Below are 18698 nucleotides of genomic sequence, written 5' to 3' on the forward strand. Positions count from 1 at the left end.
CGAGCTCGGAAAAACCCTTCAAGCGGCATCCTCCTTTCTGGAGTGGAGGAGTGTTCGGACCTTCTGGACCATGCGAAGCAGCAATGTTTCCACACCCTTGGGGGCGAGGCCCACCCCCATCGCCGAAATTTCTCCCGCGGTGAGGCCGTCGACGTAGTGGGCCCGGAAGACGAGCCGATCCCGCTCGATGTGGGGCGGGGTGAGGACTTCCTCGAGGGCGTCGAAGATCGACTGCCGACGCTCGAGTCGCTCGTAGGCCCCTTCCAGGGGCTCCGCGGGATCGGGCACGTTGCCGGCGATCTCCTCGAGGGGACCGGGGTGGACCACCTTGCGGACGGAGAGCCGCCGCCCGTGGTCCCGGCCCACGTTGAGCGCGGTGCGGTAGAGGAAGGCCCGGATCGCCGGCGGCTCGGCCTCGACCAGCCCCCGCAGCGCCTCCCCCCGGTTGGCGAGGAGCTTGCTCCAGACCTCCTGCTCGAGGTCCTCGAGCCCCACGCAGCCGTCCACCCCAACCGTCCGGACCAGCACCCGCAGCACCAGCGCACGGTGCAGGCCCACCAGCTCGGCCCAGGCGGCGGAGTCGTTGGCGAGGCAGCGGGCGATGAGGGAGGGGGCGGGCAAGCGTTTCACCGGAGGTACGAGAGCCAGGACGGATCTACATCGGTTCGGACGAGCAGGAAACGGTACGCCAACCACACACGTGCGGGAGGCAAGAGTTCGACCCTCCCCCTTTTTGGATAGGGGTGGCGCGCGGAACGAGCAGAGTAGCGCAGCGGCGAGGCGCCGGCGCGGCAATCCCGATGCCCTCGATGGGCGCGCCCCTACGGAAAGCCCCGGGGCTCTCCCGGCGCCGGGGGCGGCGGCTCCCGGGTGGCGACGTCGACGGTGGAGAGGCCGACCAGGAGCACGAAGAGGAGCAGCGCCGCGAGCGCCGCCACGCGCAGCGAGGTCCGCGCCTCCCGCAGCTCCATGAAATACCAGGCGATGAGCAGCGCCTTGATCGCCGCGATGCCCAGGGCCACTGGCGTCCCCCAGGCCCCGAGATCGAGCCCGGCGAGGAGCCAGCTCAGCCCGACGAGGGCGAGGGCCAGCGCCCCCACCACGAGGAGCAGCGCCGTCGGCTGCGGCCGCTCGCTCATCCGTGCCCTCCCATCAGGTAGAACATCGCCCAGAGGAAGACCCAGATCAGGTCGACCAGGTGCCAGTAGAGCGCGCCCATCTCGACGCGGTAGGCGCCGGCGGCGCCCACCCGGCGCCTGGCGACCCACCACGTCATCCCCCCGAGCAGCACGCCGCCCACCGCCACGTGGATCGCGTGGAGCCCCGTCATCGCGAAGTAGAGCGTGAAGAAGATCGGCCAGCCCGGCTCCTGGTGCTCGAGGAAGAAATGTCCCTGCCCGCCGGGCCGGATCCCCTCCTGGAGATGCGCGGCGTATTCGGAGCCCTTGAGGATCAGGAAGGCGATCGCGGCGAGGGTGGTGGCGGCGAGCAGCAGGACGGCGCTGCGGGTCCTGCTCCGCCGCAGCTCGTTCACCGCCAGCGCCACCGCGATGCTGCCGAGGAGCAGGATGCAGGTGTTGAGGGTGCCGATCGCCCTGGCGTTGTGCCCCACGCCCTCGCTGAAGACCTGCGGGTAGTGGGCGCGGTAGCCGAAGTAGAGGACGAAGAGCGCCGCGAAGAGGAGCAGCTCGCTCGCGAGGAAGATCCACATGCCGAAGCGCGCCGCGTGGCGCTGCCTGGCGAAATCGTCGAAGTGCTCCTCGAGCGCGGGCTCGTACATCTCAGGTCCCGATCCGCTCGTGGTAGTCGTAGGGCCGGTGCCGGAACTCGGGTGTCTCCTCGAAGTTGTGGGGCGGTGGCGGCGAGCTGGTGAACCACTCGTAGCTCCGCGAACCCCACGGATTGGGACCTGCCTTCTCGCCGTAGACGAGCGACCACCCCAGGTAGGCGATCGTCACCAGAAACGCCGCCGAGAGGATCCACGAGCCGCCGGTCGAGATCAGGTGCAGCGCCTGGAATTGCTCCGCGTAGTCGTAGTAGCGGCGCGGCATGCCCCCGTTCCCCAGCAGGAATTGCGGAAAGAACGTGGAGAAGAAGCCAAAGAAGGTGAGCACCGCTGCCACCATCGCCCATTTCTCCGGGTAGAGCCTGCCGGTGATCTTCGGCCACCAGTAGTTGAGCGCCGCCAGGTAGGTCGTGAGCGTGCCGCCCACCATGATGAAGTGGAAGTGCGCCACGACGAAGTAGGTGTCGTGCCAGTGCACGTCGAGGCTGGTGGTGGCGACGGCGACGCCGGTCATCCCGCCGAAGACGAAGAGGAAGAGGAAGGTGAAGACGTAGGCGAGCGGCGAGCGGAGCTGGATCTGGCCGCGGTAGAGCGTGCCCGTCCACGTGAAGACCTTGATGGCCGAGAAGATCGCCACGAACATCGAGAGCGCGCCGAAGATCCCCGCGTCGAGGGTCGACATCCCCGCGGTGAACATGTGGTGGCCCCAGGTGAGGAAGCCGGTGAAGGCGATGCCGACGCTCGACGCGGCGATGGCGACGTAGGAGTAGGGATCCTTGCGGGCGAAGGTGCAGATCACCTCGCTCACCACCCCCATCGCGGGAAGGATCATGATGTAGACCGCAGGGTGGGAGTAGAACCAGAAGACGTGCTGGAAGAGGACCACGTCGCCCCCCTTCGCCGGATCGAAGAAGCCCCAGCCGAAGCCGTGATCCATGGTGACGAGCAGCAGCGTCATGCCGAGAACCGGCGTCGCCAGCACCTGGATCACGCTCGTCGCGTAGATCGCCCAGACGAAGAGCGGGATGTCCATCCAGCCCATGTTGCGGGCGCGCAGCGTGTGGGTCGTGGCGATGAAATTGATCCCGGTGATGATCGTCGACCAGCCGAGGATGAAGACACCGATCAGGATCGGGATCACCGGCGTGAAGGTCGTGGACGAGTAGGGAACGTAGAAGGTCCAACCCGTGTCCGCGCCGCTGGCGACGACGCCGCCCAGGGTGATCGCGGCGCCGAGCAGGTAGATGTAGAAGCTCGCCAGATTGAGGCGGGGGAAGGCGACGTCCCGCGCACCCAGCATCACCGGGAGCAGGAAGTTCCCGAAGGTCGCCGGGATCGACGGGATCATGAAGAGCCAGACCATGATCACGCCGTGGAGCGTGAAGACGCGGTTGTAGGCCGGCGCGCCCATGATCGTGGGCCCGGGGGTGAGGTGCTCGAGCCGCAGCAGGATGGCGAAGGCGCCGCCGAGGAGCAGCATCGCCGCAGTCGCCACCAGGAACATCAGACCGATCCGCTTGTGGTCGGTGGTGCCCAGCCAGGAGCCGACGGTGGTGCGGTGGTCGAGGTAGCTCTTCATGGCGCCTCCGCGTCCGGGCCGGGCGCTTGCCTGGGGGGAAGCTGTGGGTAGTCGATGCGCTGCGGGACTGCCAGCGGCTGGCGCAGCGATTTGATCAGCTCGAGGAGCGCGCCGACCTCCGCGGGCTGGAGCTGCCCCTGGTAGGTCGGCATGATCGGCTGGTAGCCGGCGACGACCTCCGCCATCGGCTCCATCATCGACCGGGTGAGGTAGGCCTCGTCGACGAAGACGCTCCCGTCGCGCAGCTGCTCGTACCTCCCGTAGAGCCCGCGGAACGAGGGGCCGAGATGCGGCTGGCCGTCGAGGCTGTGGCAGGAGAGGCAGCCCCTGCGCGCGGCGACCTCCAGCCCCTGCTCCGCCAGCGACTGCACTTCCCCTGTCTCCGCGACCCCGCGCGGCGCTTCGCGCACCGCCACCAGGCTCGACTTGCCCCGGTCCCCGGCCTCGCCGCGGAGCAGCCCCGCCACGAGGTTGGGCGGCTCCTCGCCGGCGAGCCATTCCTCCCAGCCCTCGTCCGCCAGGGCCACCACGTCGGCCCACATCCGCGAGTGGCTCGTGCCGCAATATTCGGCGCAGAAGACCCGGTAGACGCCGGGGGCGGTGGTCTGGAACCAGAGGGTGGTGGTTCGGCCGGGCAACACGTCCTGTTTCAGCCGGAACGCCGGGACGTAGAAGCTGTGGATCACGTCGCGGGAGGTCATGATCAGCCGCATCGGCTTTCCCGCCGGCACCACGAGCACGGCGTTGCTCCGCTTCCCGTCGGGATAGGCGAACGACCACATCCACTTCCTGGCGGTGACGTAGACGTCGATCGTGTCGGCCGGCGCGACGCGCAGCCGCATGTATTGCTGGAAGCCGACCACCCAGAAGAGCAGGAAGAGCGAGAGCAGGCCGAGGACGACCCCGACCTCGATCACGGTGGGTGCGGTGACCCGCGGCGTGAGCGCCGCCTCGTCCCTGCGGCGGTAGCGGAAGGTGAACCAGAGCGCGACCGCGAAGACGGCGGTGGCGCCGATCATCGTCGTGGCGATCACGACGAAATGCAGACGGTCCACCTCGTCGGCGACGGTCGAACCCTGCTCCGGCAGGAAGAGGAGGATGCGCAGGAACTCGTTCATCGCCCTTCGGCCTCCTCGACCAGGAGCCGCATCGCCTCCTCGATGGGCATGTCCACGATTCCCGCCTCGCGGTCCGCCCAGCGCCAGCGCGAGAGCCCCTCCTCCTGGAGGCGGAGCCGCTCCCATCCCGACCCGCTCGTGCCGAAGAGCCGCTCGCCCACCGCGGAGCGCCGCGCAGGCGCTGCGGGCAGATCGCGCTCGGCGCGGAATTCGCGCAGCGAGCCGCTGTAGAGGATCCACGCCCAGAACACGAGCAGCGCGCCGAAGACGACGACGAACGCGAGCGCGCCGTAGGCCACCCTGGCCGGGACGTGATCCTCCGCGAGGCGCACCGCTGGGCGACGGGGCTCGCTCATGACCCGCGGTACCGGAGCGCCTGCTCGAAGTGGACGTCGCCCGTGGCGAGCAGGGGACGGTTCCTCCAGCGCAGGGCGACGAAGAGCGAGGTGGCGCCGCAGGTGGCGAGCAGCGCCGCGAGATCGAGCCAGTGGGGCATGGGGCCGTGGGGCGAGAGCGCCGGCATCACCAGCCAGTAGAGGTCGAGCCAATGCGCCGCGAGGAGCCACGCCGCCGCCGCTGCCAGGGGAAGGGGGCGGCGCTTCGTCCGCCGGGGCAGGAGGAAGAAGAAGGGCACGACGAAGTGGGCCGCCACGAGCAGCAGGGTGACGGTCCGCCAGCCCCCCTCGGTGCGGTGGAGCCAGAACTCGACCTCCCGCGGCATGTCGGTGATCCACTGGAGGAGGAATTGGACGAAGGCGATGTAGGCCCAGAAGACAACAGCGGCGAAGAGGAGTTTGCCGAGGGCGTGCCGGTGGGCGGTGGAGATCACCTCGTCGAGGGGGCGCCGCCCGGCGACGATCGCCGCGGCGCAGAGCAGGGCCAGCGCCGCCACGAAGCCGCCGACGAGGAAGTAGATGCCGAAGACGGTGGAGAGCCAGCTCGGCTGCAGCGACATCGCCCAGTCGAAGGAGGCGAAGGTCACCGAGAGCGCCATGAACGGGAGCATGCCCGAGGAGAAGCGCTGCATCCGGATCTGGAGCGCTGCGCTGCCGGTGCGGTCCTGCGCCAGCGACCAGCGCCCGAGGAGCCACGCGGCGATCGACCAGCTGCCGAGGAAGAAGATCGCCCGGGCCACGAAGAGCGGCTCGTCGAGCCAGGGGCGCTTGTGGACGATCAGCTCCCGCTCCTCGGCGCCGAGGCCGTCGAGCGGCGCTGCCCAGCGATAGAGCTCCCCAACGCCGAGGAAGATCGGCGCCGCCAGGAGGAGAAGGACGGGAAGCGCGGAGGCCGCCACCTCGGCGAGGCGGCGGACGACGGCGAACCACCGGGCCCGGGCTGCGTGGGTCACCATGAGGAGGACGAGGCTTCCCGTGGCGGTGGTCACGACGAAGAGCCAGGCGACGAGCCAGGAGAAGAGGGCGCGGCGCGGTTCGAGGGCGAGGCCGATCGCCAGCAGGAGCACGCCGATCGCGAGCGCTGCAGCAGATCCCGGGATCCAGCGCTTGCTCACGGCGGCAGCTCCTCGATCGCCTTGCGGCGGAGATCGGATGGCAGATCGGCGAGGCGCACGGATCGGCTGCGCTGGAGCGCCTGCATGTAGGCGACGACGGCCCAGCGCTCCTCGATGTCGAGCTGGTAGGCGTAGCGCGGCATCATGCCATAACCCTCGCTCACCACCCGGTAGAGGTGTCCCGGTGGCTTGGCGCGGATCGTCGGCGAGTGGAAAGAGACCGGCTTCACCAGGGGCATGTTGTCGGCGACCACCGTCTCGCCGCTGCCGTCGGCGCCGTGGCAGGGCGCGCAGAAGACGCCGTACTGCTTCCTGCCCCGCTCGAGGAGATCGGCGGTGAGCTGCAGCGGGATCGTCTCCACCGGCTCGCCGTCCACCAGGCCGAGGGTGCGCGCCGGCGGGCCGAGGACCCGCTCCCTGGGGACCGTCCCCGCCGGCGGCGCCTGCATCGTCCTGCCGTCGGCGAAGAAGGGGCTCCGCTCGAAGGGATCGTAGCGGGGCTGCTCGATCATCCGGTTGAGGTCCCAATCCGGCGGCACGAGGTTGTCCCGGTCGTCACATCCGGCGACGAGCAGAGCGACGAGGGCGTGGCGGCGAATGCTCACCGCTTGCCCTCCTGCATCTCGACGATCCGCAGCGCCCGTGCGCGCCGAAGCGCCTCCCGGAGCCCCGGTGCATCGACCTCCGCCGCATCGACGTGCAGGAAGAAGCGATCGACGCTGGCGCGCTCGAAGCCCTCCACCTCGAAGACCGGATGCCAGAGCCGGGGGAGGCCGGCGAAGGCGAGGAAGGAGACCACCGCCCCCAGCGCTGCGCCGAGGACGCCGCTCTCGAAGGTGATCGGGACGAAGGCAGGCGCCGAGTGGAGCGGCCTGCCGCCTACGTTGAGCGGCCAGGCGACGCCGTTCATCCACCATTGGGCGAGGTAGGCCAGCGACGCGCCGACGAGACCGCCGACGAGACAGAGCCAGGGGATCCGGGAGCGCGGCAGCGCGAGCGCCTCCTGCACGTCGCGGATCGGATAGGGGGTGAAGGTCTCCAGGCGCCGGAGGCCGAGCGCCCTGCAGGCGCGAACCGCATCGAGGAGCGCGTCGGCAGCCCCGAATTCGACGAGCAGATCAGGCCCCATCGCCCGACTCCCTTGCAGCCTCGGCGTCGAGCTCGTGGCGCAGCTCCTTCAGCTCCGAGATCGGGACGAAGGGCACGAAGCGGAGGAAGAGGAGGAAGAGGAACGAGAAGAAGGAGAGCGTGCCCACGAAGATCGCGCCGTCGACGTAGGTCGGCAGGTAGAGGCCCCAGCTCGACGGGAGGTAATCCCGATGGAGCGAGGTGATGATGAGCCCGAGGCGCTCCAGCCACATCGCCACGTTGATGGCGATCGAGAGGGCGAAGAGGATCCAGGGGCTGCGCCGGATGCGCCGAAACCAGAGCAGGTTCGGGACCACGAGGTTGACCGCGTAGACGGTCCAGATCATCCATGCGTAGGGCCCGGTGAGCCGGTCCCGCAGGACCACGTAGATCTCGGCTTCGCTGCCGCCGTACCAGGCGAGGAAGCTCTCGACGATGTACGAGTAGATCAGGATCGATCCGGTGACGAGGGTCATCTTCGCCACCGCGTCGAGGTGGCGCGCGGTGACGACGTCCTCCAGCCGGAAGAGCCTGCGGATCGGGACCATCAGCGTGATCACCATCGCGAAGCCCGAGTAGATCGCGCCCGCCACGAAATAGGGCGGGAAGATCGTCGAGTGCCAGCCGGGCAGGTTCGAGGTGGCGAAGTCGAAGCTGACGATCGTGTGCACCGAGATCACCAGCGGCGTCGCCAGCCCCGCGAGCAGGCCGTAGGCGACCCGGTAGTGGCTCCAATGGCGCGAGGAGCCGCGCCAGCCCCCTGCGAAGATCCCGTAGATCCGCCGCTTCCACAGGGTCGGCGCGGTGTCCCGGGCTGCGGCGAGATCGGGGACGAGGCCGAGGTACCAGAAGAGGAAGGAGACCGTACCGTAGGCGGTGATCGCCGCTGCATCCCAGGGGAGCGCGCTGCGGAACTGCGGCCAGAGCTCCAGCGTCGAGGGATAGGGGAAGAGCCAATAGGCGAACCAGGGCCTGCCCAGATGCAGTACGGGAAAGAGCGCCGCGTTGATCACCGCGAAGAGCGTCATCGCCTCGGCGAAGCGGTTGATCGAGGTGCGCCAGGGCTGCTCGAGGAGCAGCAGGATCGCCGAGATGAAGGTGCCGGCGTGGCCGATGCCGATCCACCAGACGAAGTTGGTGATCGCGTACGCCCACGCCACGGGCACGTCGTTGCCCCAGACGCCGATGCCCGCCGCCGCGGTATAGAGCATCGCCGTCGCCATCGAGGCGGTGCCGAAAGCGGTGAGCGCGAAGAGCACTTTCCAGGTCGGGCCGCCCACCCAGATCGGCCGCAGCAGCCTGCGGGTCATCGGGCCGTCCGGCGCGCTGGTGCGCAGCACCGGCGGCTCGTCGATCGCCCTGGCGTAGGCCGCCGCCGCCGCGCGCCGATCCATCAGGCCGGGACCTCTTCGTTCACGTTGCGGAGGTGGGCCAGGTAGCGGGTCCGCGGGGCGGTCCCGAGCTCGTGCTGGAGCACGCCGTAGCAGCGGGGATCCGCGTGCAGGCGGGAGACCTCGCTCGCCGGATCGGAGACGAGGCCGAAGACGATGGCGCCGGTGGGACACGCCGCCTGGCAGGCGGTCCGCACCTCCCCCTCGCGGACCTGCCGCCCCTCGATCCGTGCCTCGATCTGCGTCGTGCGGATCCGCTGCACGCAATAGGTGCACTTCTCCATCACGCCCCGCGCCCGCACGGTGACCTCGGGGTTCTTCTGCATCTTCTGCGTCTCGCCAGGCGGGTCGTTGTACTCGAAGTAGTTGAACCGCCGGACCTTGTAGGGGCAGTTGTTCGAGCAGAACCGCGTGCCGACGCAGCGGTTGTAGATCATCTCGTTGAGGCCGTCGGGGCTGTGGACCGTGGCGTTGACCGGGCAGACGTACTCGCACGGCGCCTTCTCGCAATGCTGGCAGAGCATCGGCTGCGGCAGCAGCTGCACCGTCTCCTCGTCGGTGCCGAGGAAATAGCGATCGATGCGCAGCCAGTGCATCTCGCGCCCCCTGGCCACGCCGACCTTCCCCACCGTCGGGACGTTGTTCTCGGCCTGGCAGGCGATCACGCAGGTGGCGCAGCCGGTGCACGTGCCGAGGTCGATGCTCATGCCCCACTGCTGCCCCGCGGCTGGCCACGGGTCGCCGTAGATCGAGGGGCGCGGCGCATCGTGCGGCTCCACGAAGTCGGGCTTCTTCCGGAAGGCCTCGAGGGTGCCGTGCAGGAGGATGGGCCTGCCGTGCATCTCGATGTGCGGCTGGCCCGAGGCGAGCTCGGCCCGCGCCCACTCCTGCTCGCCGGTGTCGGTCGTCCGGCGCGCGCGTTCCAGCGACGCCCCCTCGCGGCGCCAGGGCGACTGCCTGGAGCGGATCGCGAAGAAGTCGGCGCCCACCGGTTCGCCATCCCGCGTCTGCCAGCCACCCCACCCCAGCGCCACCGCGATGGTCTCCGCGGCGACACCGCGATGGGGAAAGACCGGCGTCGTCACCTGCTGTTCGCCCACGCGCAGCTCGACCACGTCGCCGGCCCCGAGGCCGAGGCGCTCGGCGGTGGCGGGTGCGAGCAGCGCGGCGTTGTCCCAGCTGATCCGCGTGATCGGATCGGGGAGCTCGAGCAGCCATTCGTTGTGGGCGAAGCGGCCGTCGCGCAGCTTCGGGTCGGGACGGAGGCTGACCTCGAGCCCAGGCGCTGCAGGCTGCGCCGCCAGGGCAGCCAGCGCATCGACCGCTGCAGCGACAGCCCCTTCGCGCGGCGTCGTCTCCACCCGCTCGAAGGCGGTGCCTGGCAGGAAGCCGCGCTGCAGCGCCTGCTCGAAGGCGATCCCCTCCCGCTCCCGGTAGAGCGCGCGGAGGAGTCGGTGCGGGCCGGGATCCGCTGCGCCGCCGAAGACCGCGAGCACCTCCAGGGCGCCGTGCCCGTCGAAGAGCGGCCGGATCAGCGGCTGGCGGAAGGAGAGCGTGCCGTCGTACGCGCGGGCATCGCCCCATTGCTCCAGCCAATGGAGGCCGGGGATGAACCAGCCGGCCTCCTTCGCCGTGGCCGTCTCGTGGAGCGATACGCAGACCGACTGCGGCACGGTGCGGAGCCGCTCCACGAAGCGATCCTCCGCGAAGCAATCGTAGGCGGGATCGACGTCGAGGAGCACCAGGGTGCCCACCTCCTCCGCGTCGATCGCCCGCAGCAGCGGCCCCAGACCGTGGGACGCCTCCCCCGCCTCGTAGAGCGCAGGTGGTGTGTAGTCGATCGTGGCGCCGACGTTGCCGAGGAGGTCGTTGAGCGCGTGGATGAGGACGTGCACCGCTGCAGGCTGGGCCGCCCCGGCGATCACCAGGCTCTCGCCCCGGTGGGCCAGCAGATCCCGCGCCACCGCCTCGGCCCAGGCCCGGTGGGGCAGCGCTGCAGGCAGGGCTCCGACGATGCGGCGCAGCGCCTCCGGTGCAGCAGGCGCGCCCTCCACCACCGCTGCCGCCACCGCAGCCAGCACCAGCGGCACCTCGGAGGGCCGCGCCCGCAGGCGATGATCGGCCACGGCTCCGGTGATGCTCACCGCGGGCTCCACCACGTAGAGCCGGTTCATCTCCGCTTCGGCCGAGCGAACCCGGCGCCGCGCGGCGAAGTCGTGGGCCCAGCGTACGCCGAAGGGGCCGTCACCGAGGAAATCGCCGTCGACGGAGAGGACCCGGGCCGCCCGGTCGAAGCGCGGCTGCGGGGCGAGCACCCGCCCGAAGGTGCGGCGCGACGCCTCGTCGGCTGCAACTGCGTGGAGCGGCGCGTGGAAGTGGAAGCGTGCCTCGGGGAAGCGCCGCCGCACCGCCTCGATCAGCGAGATGGTGAGGGGCGAGGAGGTGGGCTCGAGCACGAAGTGCAACCCCGCCCCAGTGACACCGGCACCAGGCGGCAGCGGCCCGAAGAGCCGGACGAACTCCGCCCAGCCCGCAGGGCCGCCGCGGTTCCGCGGGTAGCGCGCCCGCGCCGGGTCGTAGAGCTCGAGGATCGAGGCCTGGTGCTGCAGGCCGGTGGCGCCGAGGCTCGCCGGGTGCTCCGGGTTCCCCTCGATCTTGGTCGGCCTGCCCACGTGGCTCTCCACCAGCAGGCCGGTGGCGTAGCCGTCGATGGTCATCGAGCTCGCGTAGAAGAGCGGCTTGCCCGGCACCACCTCCGCCGGCTGCACCGTATAGGGCAGGATCCGCTCCCGTGGCGGCTGGCAGGCTGCGAGCGCGCCGAGCCCCAGGAGGTGCAGGACGCCGCGGCGGCTCCATCTCTCGTCGCCGAGGAGCGGGAGCTGGTGGCCTTCGCTCATCGGTGGCACCCCGTGCAATGGGTCGGCGGCGCGACCTGGAGCCGCTCGGCCAGGAGCCGCCCCTGCGCCTCCTGATCGGGAGGCGGTCGCCAGGCGATGTCGGTGACCCGCTCCGGCGGGCGCAGGTGCTTCTCGGGGCGACGGTGGCAGTCGAGGCACCAGCCCATCGACATCGACTCCACCGCGTAGACCACCGGCATCGTCTCCACCTGCCCGTGGCAGGAGGAGCACCCGACGCCTTTGCGCACGTGGACCGCGTGGTGGAAGAAGACGAAGTCCGGCAGGTCGTGAACGCGCTTCCAGGGGATCGGCCTGCCCGTGAACATGCTGCGCCGTACCGGCTCGAGGAGCGGGCTCTCGTTCCAGATCTGCGCGTGGCAGTTCATGCAGAGCTCGGTGGGCGGCACCGAGGCCGTCGCCGCCTCGCCTGCGGTGTAGTGGCAGTAGAGGCAGTCGATCCCGTCGTCGATCACGTGGTGGCGGTGATCGAATTGCACCGGCTGCTCGACGGGCGCCAGGCGGTCGGTCGAATAGGGCGTGCGGACCCAGGTCATCAGCGCGATCGGCACGCCGAGGAGCCCGACGGCCCCGAGGATCAACACCGCCGGAAGGGCGGAGTTGCTCCAGCGGGGAAAGAGGGCACGCATCGGCGCGGCGGCTCCCGAAGAGGTGCAGTCGTGGTCGAAGGAGCGACCATAGGCACCGCTACCGCTGGATCGAATGACCCCGGTGGGTCTGGCTGCCGGCTGGCTGGTGGGTCGGGGGCAGGGGCGCGCGCCGGGAGCGCTGCACACACGACCGCCCCGCGGCTCGACGGGCGAGCCGCCGTTCGTTGGTAGATCCGCGTCGGGGCGCTGCGGGGCAGCGCCTTGCGGCGGAGACTACTTGGTGCGGTAGGTGATGATCCCGTGGGTGGGATCGTACGGCGAGACGCCGACCTTCACGCGGTCGCCGAGCACGATGCGGATGAAGTGCTGGCGCATCTTGCCGCCCACGCGCGCCTGGATGTCGGGGCCCTGGTCGAGCTTGACCGTGAAGAGGCCGCCGGGGTGCACGTCGGTGATCGTGCCTTCGAGTTCGATGAGATCTTCGCGAGCCAGAGGGTCCTCCTTCAGGACGTGCGGTGCAGTACCCGCAAGTTCGCCGGGAAAATGCACGCATCGGCCCCAGACTGCAAGCAATGACCCGGCCGGTCGGCCCCCTGTCCCGCCCTACCGCTCGTAGCAGACCAGCGGGAAGCGGCGGGCCCTGCGCTGGTTGAGCGTCTTCCAGGGATCGAGCGCGGCGGCGACCATCTCGGTGGCCACCGTCGGCGACTTCCCCGCGGCGAGGAGCTGGAGGAGGAGCGGCTCCGCCACGAAGGCGATGTCGTCGAGGACGTCGGTGCTGTAGGCGATGATCGCCCTGGCCTGGAGCGACTCGCGCAGGCGCTGCGCCATCTTCTCCGTCCGCCCCACCTGGCAGGAGGAGAAGAGGACCACCTTGTCGTGGTTGGCCGGGTTGATCTCCAGCTTCTTCCTGCCGTCGAGGAGCTCGCCGTTGGAGAGGCGGAAGCCGCGGCTCTCGTGGCCGTGGCCGGAGAAGATGAGCACGTCGCCGGGGATGGCGCGGCCGAGGAAGTAGCGCAGATCCTCGAGGGAGTGGACGCGCTCGGAGCCCTGGCTCCATCCCGCGCAGTCGCAATACTCCTGCCAGAAGCGTCCCGCCTGCCGCTGCGAGGCGAGCGAGCGATCGAGGCGCGTGTCGAAGACGAAGAGACCGAAGCGGATCGGGCGCACCGCGGTGAGCGCGATGTTCGCGCCCTTGGAGCGGGCGTTGGTGTAGCGGCGGCCGTGGGAGTCGACGAGGCGGATGGTCCTCCCCCGCTGGTAGGTCACCACGCCGGTGACCCCCTCGACCTGCTCCTCGGTCTCCACCTGGAAACGAACCCTCGTCCCCTTCTTCGGCACCGCCGACATGCGCCCTCCTCAGGTCCCCGGATTCCGGACCGAAGGCGGATTCTACCGGCGGCACCGACATTGGCCGCCGGCCAGGAGGGGGGTCGTGTGCTGCGGTGGACCGAGGGGCCGAGGAAGCCAATGATTTCGGAGGTCTGGAGCGTCGGGGGGCCGACGCCCCAGGCAGGTCAGGTCTCCGGCGCCCCCGGGGCGAGGACGATCTTCGCCCCGAAGAGGTCGTCGACCTTTCCGAGGAAGGCCCGGAAGGCGGGGTAATCCGCCGGCTCCACCCGCGGACTGGTGAGGGCGATCGATCCCTTCGCCACCAGCTTCGCCCCGTCCCGCTCGAAGGTGAGCGCGGCGGTGCCGAAGGGCGACTCGATCCGCTTCGCCTCGGGCAGCCGCTCCACCTCGTAGCCCGCCGGCAGCGTGTAGCGGTAGTCGAAGTGATTCTCGAAGGCGTGCTTGAGCACGAGCGGCAGGCGCCGCGAGGAGATCGGCGCGTAGCCCTCCACCCAGGAAGCGTTGGCGCCGAAGGGGCGCAAGCCGAGGCGGCCGCCGCCGAGCCGCTCGGCGTAGCCGGGCACCTGCAGGCCGAAGTCGAGGCGGACGTCCTCCTCGAGTTCGGTGAGGTCGTTCATCTCGAGCCGGGTCACCGAGACGCCGGGGAAGGTCCGGGCCCAGGCCTGCTCGAAGGAGGACTTCCGTCCGTTGGGCGAGGCGTAGGCCCGGCGGTATCCCGGTGCGGGCAGGCCGCCGATGGTGCTCTTGCCGTCGATGGTCGCGGCGCCGTCGGCGGCGAGGACGATCTCGTGGCGCGAGTCGTTGATCGAAAGCGACGCGGGGGCCTCGGGGATCTGGCGGAAGACGCTCCCGCCCTTCGGCTCCACCACCAGCACCTCGGCGCCGCGGTCGGAATCGGGAAGCTCGCGGGAGCCCGACCACTCGGCGGTGCCGTCGAGCCAGAGGTCGAGGCCGGGCACGTAGAGGATGGCATGGTTGAAGACCGCGAGGCTCGCGGGGACCTCGCCGATCTCGCCGAGGTGGCGCATGCGCAGGAGCACCATCTTCGAGTCGATGCCGATCGACGCGAGCAGCGCGTAGGTGAGCGAGGCCTTGTCCTTGCAGTCGCCGAAGCGGCGCCGCAGCACCTGCTCCACCTTGTAGGGCTTGAAGGAGTGGATGCCGAACTCGAGACCGACGTAGCGGGTGTTCTTCACCACGTAGTTGTAGACGGCGCGTACCCGGGCCTCGGTGTCGTCTGCGGGGATGCCGGCGACGATCTCCCGGGCCACCTGCTCGACGGCGGGGGTCGGCTGGATCTGATCCTGGATCAGCCCCCACCAGAAGCGGCCCACGCTCTCCCAGTCGCGGTAGGTGGAGACGTGGAGGTAGCTCGCCACCTCCGACCAGCCGGGCATGCCCGCCTCGGGGACGAGCTTCGAGACGTTGCCTGCGGTCCAGCGGTGGAGCGTGGCGCCGCCCTCCACCGTCGTCTCCTCGTGCTGCGCGCCGGGCAGCCGGTTGGCGAAGATCTGCCGCCCCGCCGGCATCTGGAGCACGTACTCCCAATGCTCGGTGGGCACGGTGTCCTGCACGTAGTCCACGTCGCCGAAGTAGTCGCCGAGGAGGTTGTCCCGGGCCACGTCGTCGGTGCGGTAGACCAGCTCCACCGTGTCGCCGGGGGCCAGCGAGGGGAAGCTCACCACGCGGGTGCGGGTGTCGAAGAACATCCCCGACCAGGCCTCGTTCATCGAGCGCTCGCCCTCGTTGTGGGCGTCGACGATGGTGCCGTCCGCCTTGAGGATCCGGGCGCGCTCCACCTGGATCTCCTCGCGGTCGGGGGCGTAGCGGATCGGGAAGGAGCGGTAGCGCTCCACGCCGCGCTGGTTCTGGACCCGCACGATGGTTTGCAGGGTGCGCGAGGCCTGTCCCGACGGGAGGACGCGCGTGGCGGCGAGGTCGACGAGCTTCACCGCATCCTCCCCCTCGTGGGCGCCGGCCTTTGCCGCCGCCTCGCGCAGGTCGTGGAGGAAGGGCGCGGCGAAGGAGGTGGCGCCGGGGCGCAGCGCCTGCACCAGCTCCTTGAGCCGGGCGTTCTGCGGATGGACCTCGAGGGAGCGCTGGAAGAAGGCGAGGGCCCCCTCGTGGTCCCCGTCGCGGAGCACACTCTTGCCGGCGCGTTCGAAGACCTCTCCCTCGTAGGGAGCCAGCGCCGCCGCCTTCTCGTAGAGCACCCGCGCCTCCTTCGCCCTGCCATTGGCGGCGAGGAGGTCGGCCCTGCGGAGGAGGAGGCTCACGTCCACCTCGCCGAGGCGGAAGGCGTTGACGAGAACGCGGTCGGCCTCCTCGATCCGGCCTCGATCGACGAGGATCGAGGCGAGCGCCGCGGCGGCGTCGCGGGAGGCAGGGCGCAGCCCGAGGATCACCCGGTAGAGGTCGACCGCCTCGTCCACCCGCTGGTCGCGGCGCTTGTGGCGGGCGAGGGCCTCGAGGAGGCGCGGCTCGTCACGGCGATCCCGGGTGAGCTGCTCCACCAGCGCGAGGGAGCGGGCCTGGAAGCCCTGGGCGTCGAGCGCGTCGGCGAGGACGAGCTGCGCCGGCCAGTCCGCAGGGGCGCCTGCTGCCTGCCTGCCGAGGATCTGGAGGGCGCGGGTGGCGTCGCCGCGGCCGAGCCAGAAGCGGGCCAGCGCCGCGTGGGCGCGGGCTTCACCGGGCGGCTCCACCGCGGCGGCCTGCTCGAGGAAGGTGCGGCGCTCGTTGCCGTCGTCCGCGGTGCGGGCCGCGAGCATCTGCGCGTCGACGCTACGGGGCAGCGCCTTCGCCGCCTTCGCCGCTGCCGCCTCGTGGAGCTTCGCGCTCTCGTCGAAGGGATGGCGCTCGGCGAGCACGCGGGCCCAGGCGTAGAGCGCGTTCCCCTGCTTCTCGAGCACGTCGACGATGGGCCTGGCGCCGCGGATCACCTTGCCGGCGGCGATGGGCGCGGGCTGCGCGAATTTGCCTGCCGTCGGCGCGGTGATGCGCAGGCCGCGCACCGGCCTGCCGTCGGCGCCCACCACGCGGGCATGGAGCTCGAAGGGGCCCGAGGTGCCTGCGGCGACCTTGAGGAGGAGGACGTTGCGCCCGCGGTTCAACGGGAGCCGCACCGAGCGCTGATCGAAGGCGGCCGGGTGGTAGTCGGGGTCGGCGAGGATCGGCTTGCCGTTGATCCAGGCCTTGGTGGCGCCCGGCGTCCCCAGGTAGAGCTGCGCGTTGGTCGCAGACGGCGCGTCGAGGGTGACGAGCGCGTAGGCGATCACCTCGCTCGCCGGGCGGATCGCCTGGTGGAGGACGAGGGTGCCGGTGCGGCCGATCCCCTCGGCGACGCGCCACTGCACCTCGCCGCGCAGGCCGGGGTGCTTCTTCGCGAGATCGAGGTCGACCTCGGGTCCGAAGGCGATGTCGTAGCCGCTCTTGTTCTCGTCGTCGAAGGGCCCGATCAGCGCCACCTCGCGGATCGAGCCGATGGCGTCGAGGCTCTCGTCCATGCGGGGCAGCCTGCCCCGCTGCCGCTCCACGTCGGCGAGCAGCCGCCAGGCCAGCGCCCGGACCTCGGGACCGTTCCTGCCGCTCCGGGCCACCTGGCGGAGGGTATCCGCCGCCCGCTCGAGGGAGCCGCCGACGCGGACGAGCTCCTCGTACTCGTAGAGGTCGGCTGCGAGGGCGGGTGAGCCGAAGCTCGAGAGGATCCGCGAACGGACCGACTGGAGCCGCGCGTCGAAGCCGACGGGCGCAGCGGGGACCGGGTCGGTCTCCGCGGCGGTGGCGATCGAGGGAGCTGCCAGGGCCACCGCGAGCAGCACGGGGAGCAGGCGGAGGAGCGGCGGGCGGAAGGTGCAGGAGGGGCTTCGCATCGAGACAGAGAACGTTCGGTGACCGGGAGGATTCCCGGCCCGTTGGTGGACGAGCGCCGTGTTCTTCGCAGCGGACGGCGTACCGGCCGAGTCTGCGGCGAATCGGCTGCAGGGGCGAGGGACAATCGCCGGTGGAGCGCCCCCCTTCCCGGGCTAGAAACCCGCCCGGGCCACGGCGATCACGTGCACCGCGTGTGCGCCTGCGTCGCGGAGGGCGCTGGCAGCAGCGCCGGCGGTGGCGCCGGTGGTGACCACGTCGTCCACGAGGAGGACCTGTCGCCCCTCCGCCCGCGGCGCAGCACGGAAGGCACCTTCGAGATTGCGAAGGCGCGCGGGCCTGTCGAGGCCCACCTGCTGTGTGGTGGGGCGCAGGCGCTCGAGCAGGCGCTCGTCGTGGCGGAGGCCGAGGCAGCCGGCGAGGGCCCTGGCGAGGAGGGCCGCCTGGTCGTAGCCGCGCTCCCTGCGCCGCAGCGGGTGGAGCGGGATTGGCGCGATCACGTCGGCGGCGAGCGCGCAGCTTCGGGCGGCGGTGGCGAGGAGCGGGGCGAGGAGCCGGGCGATCTCCCGCCTGCCGCGGTATTTGAGGCGATGCACCGCCTCCGACGCGGCGCCGCCGTGGACGAAGGGCGCGCGGATCGAATCGTAGGCTGCCGCCTCGCAAGCCGCGCAGGGCGCCGGGCGCTCGTCGGCGCCGGGCGCGAGCCCGCGGAGCGCCGGTGGAAGCGCAATCGGTCCGCCGCAACGCGGGCACCGCCACTGCGGCGGCACCTCGAGGCGGCAGCTGCAGTCGCCGCAGAAGGGGCCGGCGGCAGGCCGCGCCCCACAGGCGCAGCAGCTACGGGGAAAGAGGAGCTCGAAGAGGCCTGCGAACATCCGCCCAGCCGAGCAGCGGCAGCGGCCCGCCGGCATCGGCCAGGTGGCGGATGGACGGCGTCACCACCAGGGGCCCCAGAGCTCCCAATCCATCGCCGCCGCCTGCTCCGCCTGCACCGCCTCGCGCCGCTCCTCGGCGAGCTCCTCCTGCGCCGCGAGCTGCTGGTAGTTGCGGTAGTCCGCCTCGTCGCCGACGTACATGCAGTTGCAGCCCTCCGCGTCGGCGTAGACGTAGAAGGGGATGTGGTCCTGCATGTGCTCGACGAGGCGCCGCTGCTCCAGCTGCCGCAGGTGCGCTTCCTTCTCGGGTGTATCGGCCTGCCGCATCTCGAAGCCCGCTGCGGTGAGGATCGTCTCCGTCCGCTCGTTCTTCTGCGCGCTCGCACAGCCCGTCGCCAGGGCCGCCGCCAGGATTCCGCACCAGAGATGCCGCTCCATTCGTTCCCCCTTCCGGCGCGAAGGGCGCCGCCAGCGGGCCAAAGGTTCGTGCGGGCGCTCGCCGGGCAAGCGGCGCCCCGCCGCACGGTCCGCCTCCGGTGGAGCCCCCCGGGGACCGCGAGTTGCCCGCGCCGCGGCCGCGGCTTAT

17 protein-coding genes are annotated in these 18698 nt (G+C 70.9%); all 17 read right to left on the reverse strand.

Features of this window, described 5'->3' with window-relative positions; all coding sequences use genetic code 11:
* Positions 1 to 18: 18 nt before the first annotated feature.
* The 17 genes from ACESMR_RS11940 to ACESMR_RS12020 all read right to left on the reverse strand — a co-directional run bounded on the left by ACESMR_RS11940 (position 19) and on the right by ACESMR_RS12020 (position 18550).
* Positions 19 to 621, reverse strand: a complete 603-nt coding sequence (locus ACESMR_RS11940) for an RNA polymerase sigma factor (RefSeq protein ID WP_373047306.1) — start codon at positions 619 to 621, stop codon at positions 19 to 21.
* Positions 622 to 821: 200 nt separating this feature from the next.
* Positions 822 to 1139 (reverse strand): cytochrome C oxidase subunit IV family protein, encoded by a 318-nt coding sequence (locus ACESMR_RS11945; RefSeq protein ID WP_373047307.1) that lies wholly within the window; start codon positions 1137 to 1139, stop codon positions 822 to 824.
* Positions 1136 to 1780 carry a cytochrome c oxidase subunit 3 gene (locus ACESMR_RS11950; RefSeq protein WP_373047308.1) on the reverse strand — a complete coding sequence of 215 codons (645 nt, stop codon included), beginning with the start codon at positions 1778 to 1780 and terminating at the stop codon, positions 1136 to 1138. Before ACESMR_RS11950 ends, ACESMR_RS11945 begins: the two co-directional genes overlap by 4 nt.
* Position 1781: 1 nt before the next feature.
* Positions 1782 to 3365 (reverse strand): cbb3-type cytochrome c oxidase subunit I, encoded by a 1584-nt coding sequence (locus ACESMR_RS11955; protein WP_373047309.1) that lies wholly within the window; start codon positions 3363 to 3365, stop codon positions 1782 to 1784.
* On the reverse strand, positions 3362 to 4483 hold the full coding sequence (gene coxB, locus ACESMR_RS11960) for a cytochrome c oxidase subunit II (protein ID WP_373047310.1): 1122 nt from the start codon (positions 4481 to 4483) through the stop codon (positions 3362 to 3364). The genes ACESMR_RS11955 and coxB overlap by 4 nt, the downstream gene beginning before the upstream one ends.
* On the reverse strand, positions 4480 to 4839 hold the full coding sequence (locus ACESMR_RS11965) for a hypothetical protein (RefSeq protein ID WP_373047311.1): 360 nt from the start codon (positions 4837 to 4839) through the stop codon (positions 4480 to 4482). Before ACESMR_RS11965 ends, coxB begins: the two co-directional genes overlap by 4 nt.
* The gene (locus ACESMR_RS11970) at positions 4836 to 5993 is read right to left on the reverse strand and encodes a hypothetical protein (protein ID WP_373047312.1); all 1158 of its coding nucleotides are present in this window, start codon (positions 5991 to 5993) and stop codon (positions 4836 to 4838) included. Before ACESMR_RS11970 ends, ACESMR_RS11965 begins: the two co-directional genes overlap by 4 nt.
* On the reverse strand, positions 5990 to 6598 hold the full coding sequence (locus ACESMR_RS11975) for a c-type cytochrome (RefSeq protein ID WP_373047313.1): 609 nt from the start codon (positions 6596 to 6598) through the stop codon (positions 5990 to 5992). The genes ACESMR_RS11970 and ACESMR_RS11975 overlap by 4 nt, the downstream gene beginning before the upstream one ends.
* A complete protein-coding gene (locus ACESMR_RS11980; protein ID WP_373047314.1) occupies positions 6595 to 7122 on the reverse strand; it encodes a DUF3341 domain-containing protein in 528 nt (175 codons plus the stop codon). Before ACESMR_RS11980 ends, ACESMR_RS11975 begins: the two co-directional genes overlap by 4 nt.
* Complete coding sequence (gene nrfD, locus ACESMR_RS11985; protein ID WP_373047315.1) at positions 7112 to 8515, reverse strand: NrfD/PsrC family molybdoenzyme membrane anchor subunit; 1404 nt, start codon at positions 8513 to 8515, stop codon at positions 7112 to 7114. The genes ACESMR_RS11980 and nrfD overlap by 11 nt, the downstream gene beginning before the upstream one ends.
* Positions 8515 to 11409, reverse strand: coding sequence for a 4Fe-4S dicluster domain-containing protein (locus tag ACESMR_RS11990; protein WP_373047316.1), 2895 nt, complete (start codon positions 11407 to 11409; stop codon positions 8515 to 8517). Before ACESMR_RS11990 ends, nrfD begins: the two co-directional genes overlap by 1 nt.
* Positions 11406 to 12056 carry a cytochrome c3 family protein gene (locus ACESMR_RS11995; protein WP_373047317.1) on the reverse strand — a complete coding sequence of 217 codons (651 nt, stop codon included), beginning with the start codon at positions 12054 to 12056 and terminating at the stop codon, positions 11406 to 11408. Before ACESMR_RS11995 ends, ACESMR_RS11990 begins: the two co-directional genes overlap by 4 nt.
* A gap of 234 nt (positions 12057 to 12290) precedes the next feature.
* Positions 12291 to 12509, reverse strand: coding sequence for a translation initiation factor IF-1 (gene infA / locus ACESMR_RS12000; RefSeq protein ID WP_373047636.1), 219 nt, complete (start codon positions 12507 to 12509; stop codon positions 12291 to 12293).
* Positions 12510 to 12620: 111 nt separating this feature from the next.
* The gene (locus tag ACESMR_RS12005; RefSeq protein WP_373047318.1) at positions 12621 to 13367 is read right to left on the reverse strand and encodes a hypothetical protein; all 747 of its coding nucleotides are present in this window, start codon (positions 13365 to 13367) and stop codon (positions 12621 to 12623) included.
* A gap of 167 nt (positions 13368 to 13534) precedes the next feature.
* A complete protein-coding gene (locus ACESMR_RS12010) occupies positions 13535 to 17239 on the reverse strand; it encodes a DUF3857 domain-containing protein (RefSeq protein WP_373047319.1) in 3705 nt (1234 codons plus the stop codon).
* A 153-nt stretch (positions 17240 to 17392) separates the two neighbouring features.
* A complete protein-coding gene (locus ACESMR_RS12015) occupies positions 17393 to 18112 on the reverse strand; it encodes a ComF family protein (RefSeq protein ID WP_373047320.1) in 720 nt (239 codons plus the stop codon).
* Positions 18113 to 18172: 60 nt separating this feature from the next.
* The gene (locus tag ACESMR_RS12020) at positions 18173 to 18550 is read right to left on the reverse strand and encodes a hypothetical protein (protein WP_373047321.1); all 378 of its coding nucleotides are present in this window, start codon (positions 18548 to 18550) and stop codon (positions 18173 to 18175) included.
* Positions 18551 to 18698 lie beyond the last annotated feature (148 nt).

It is taken from the genome of Vulgatibacter sp. (genome assembly GCF_041687135.1).
GTDB lineage: Bacteria > Myxococcota > Myxococcia > Myxococcales > Vulgatibacteraceae > JAWLCN01.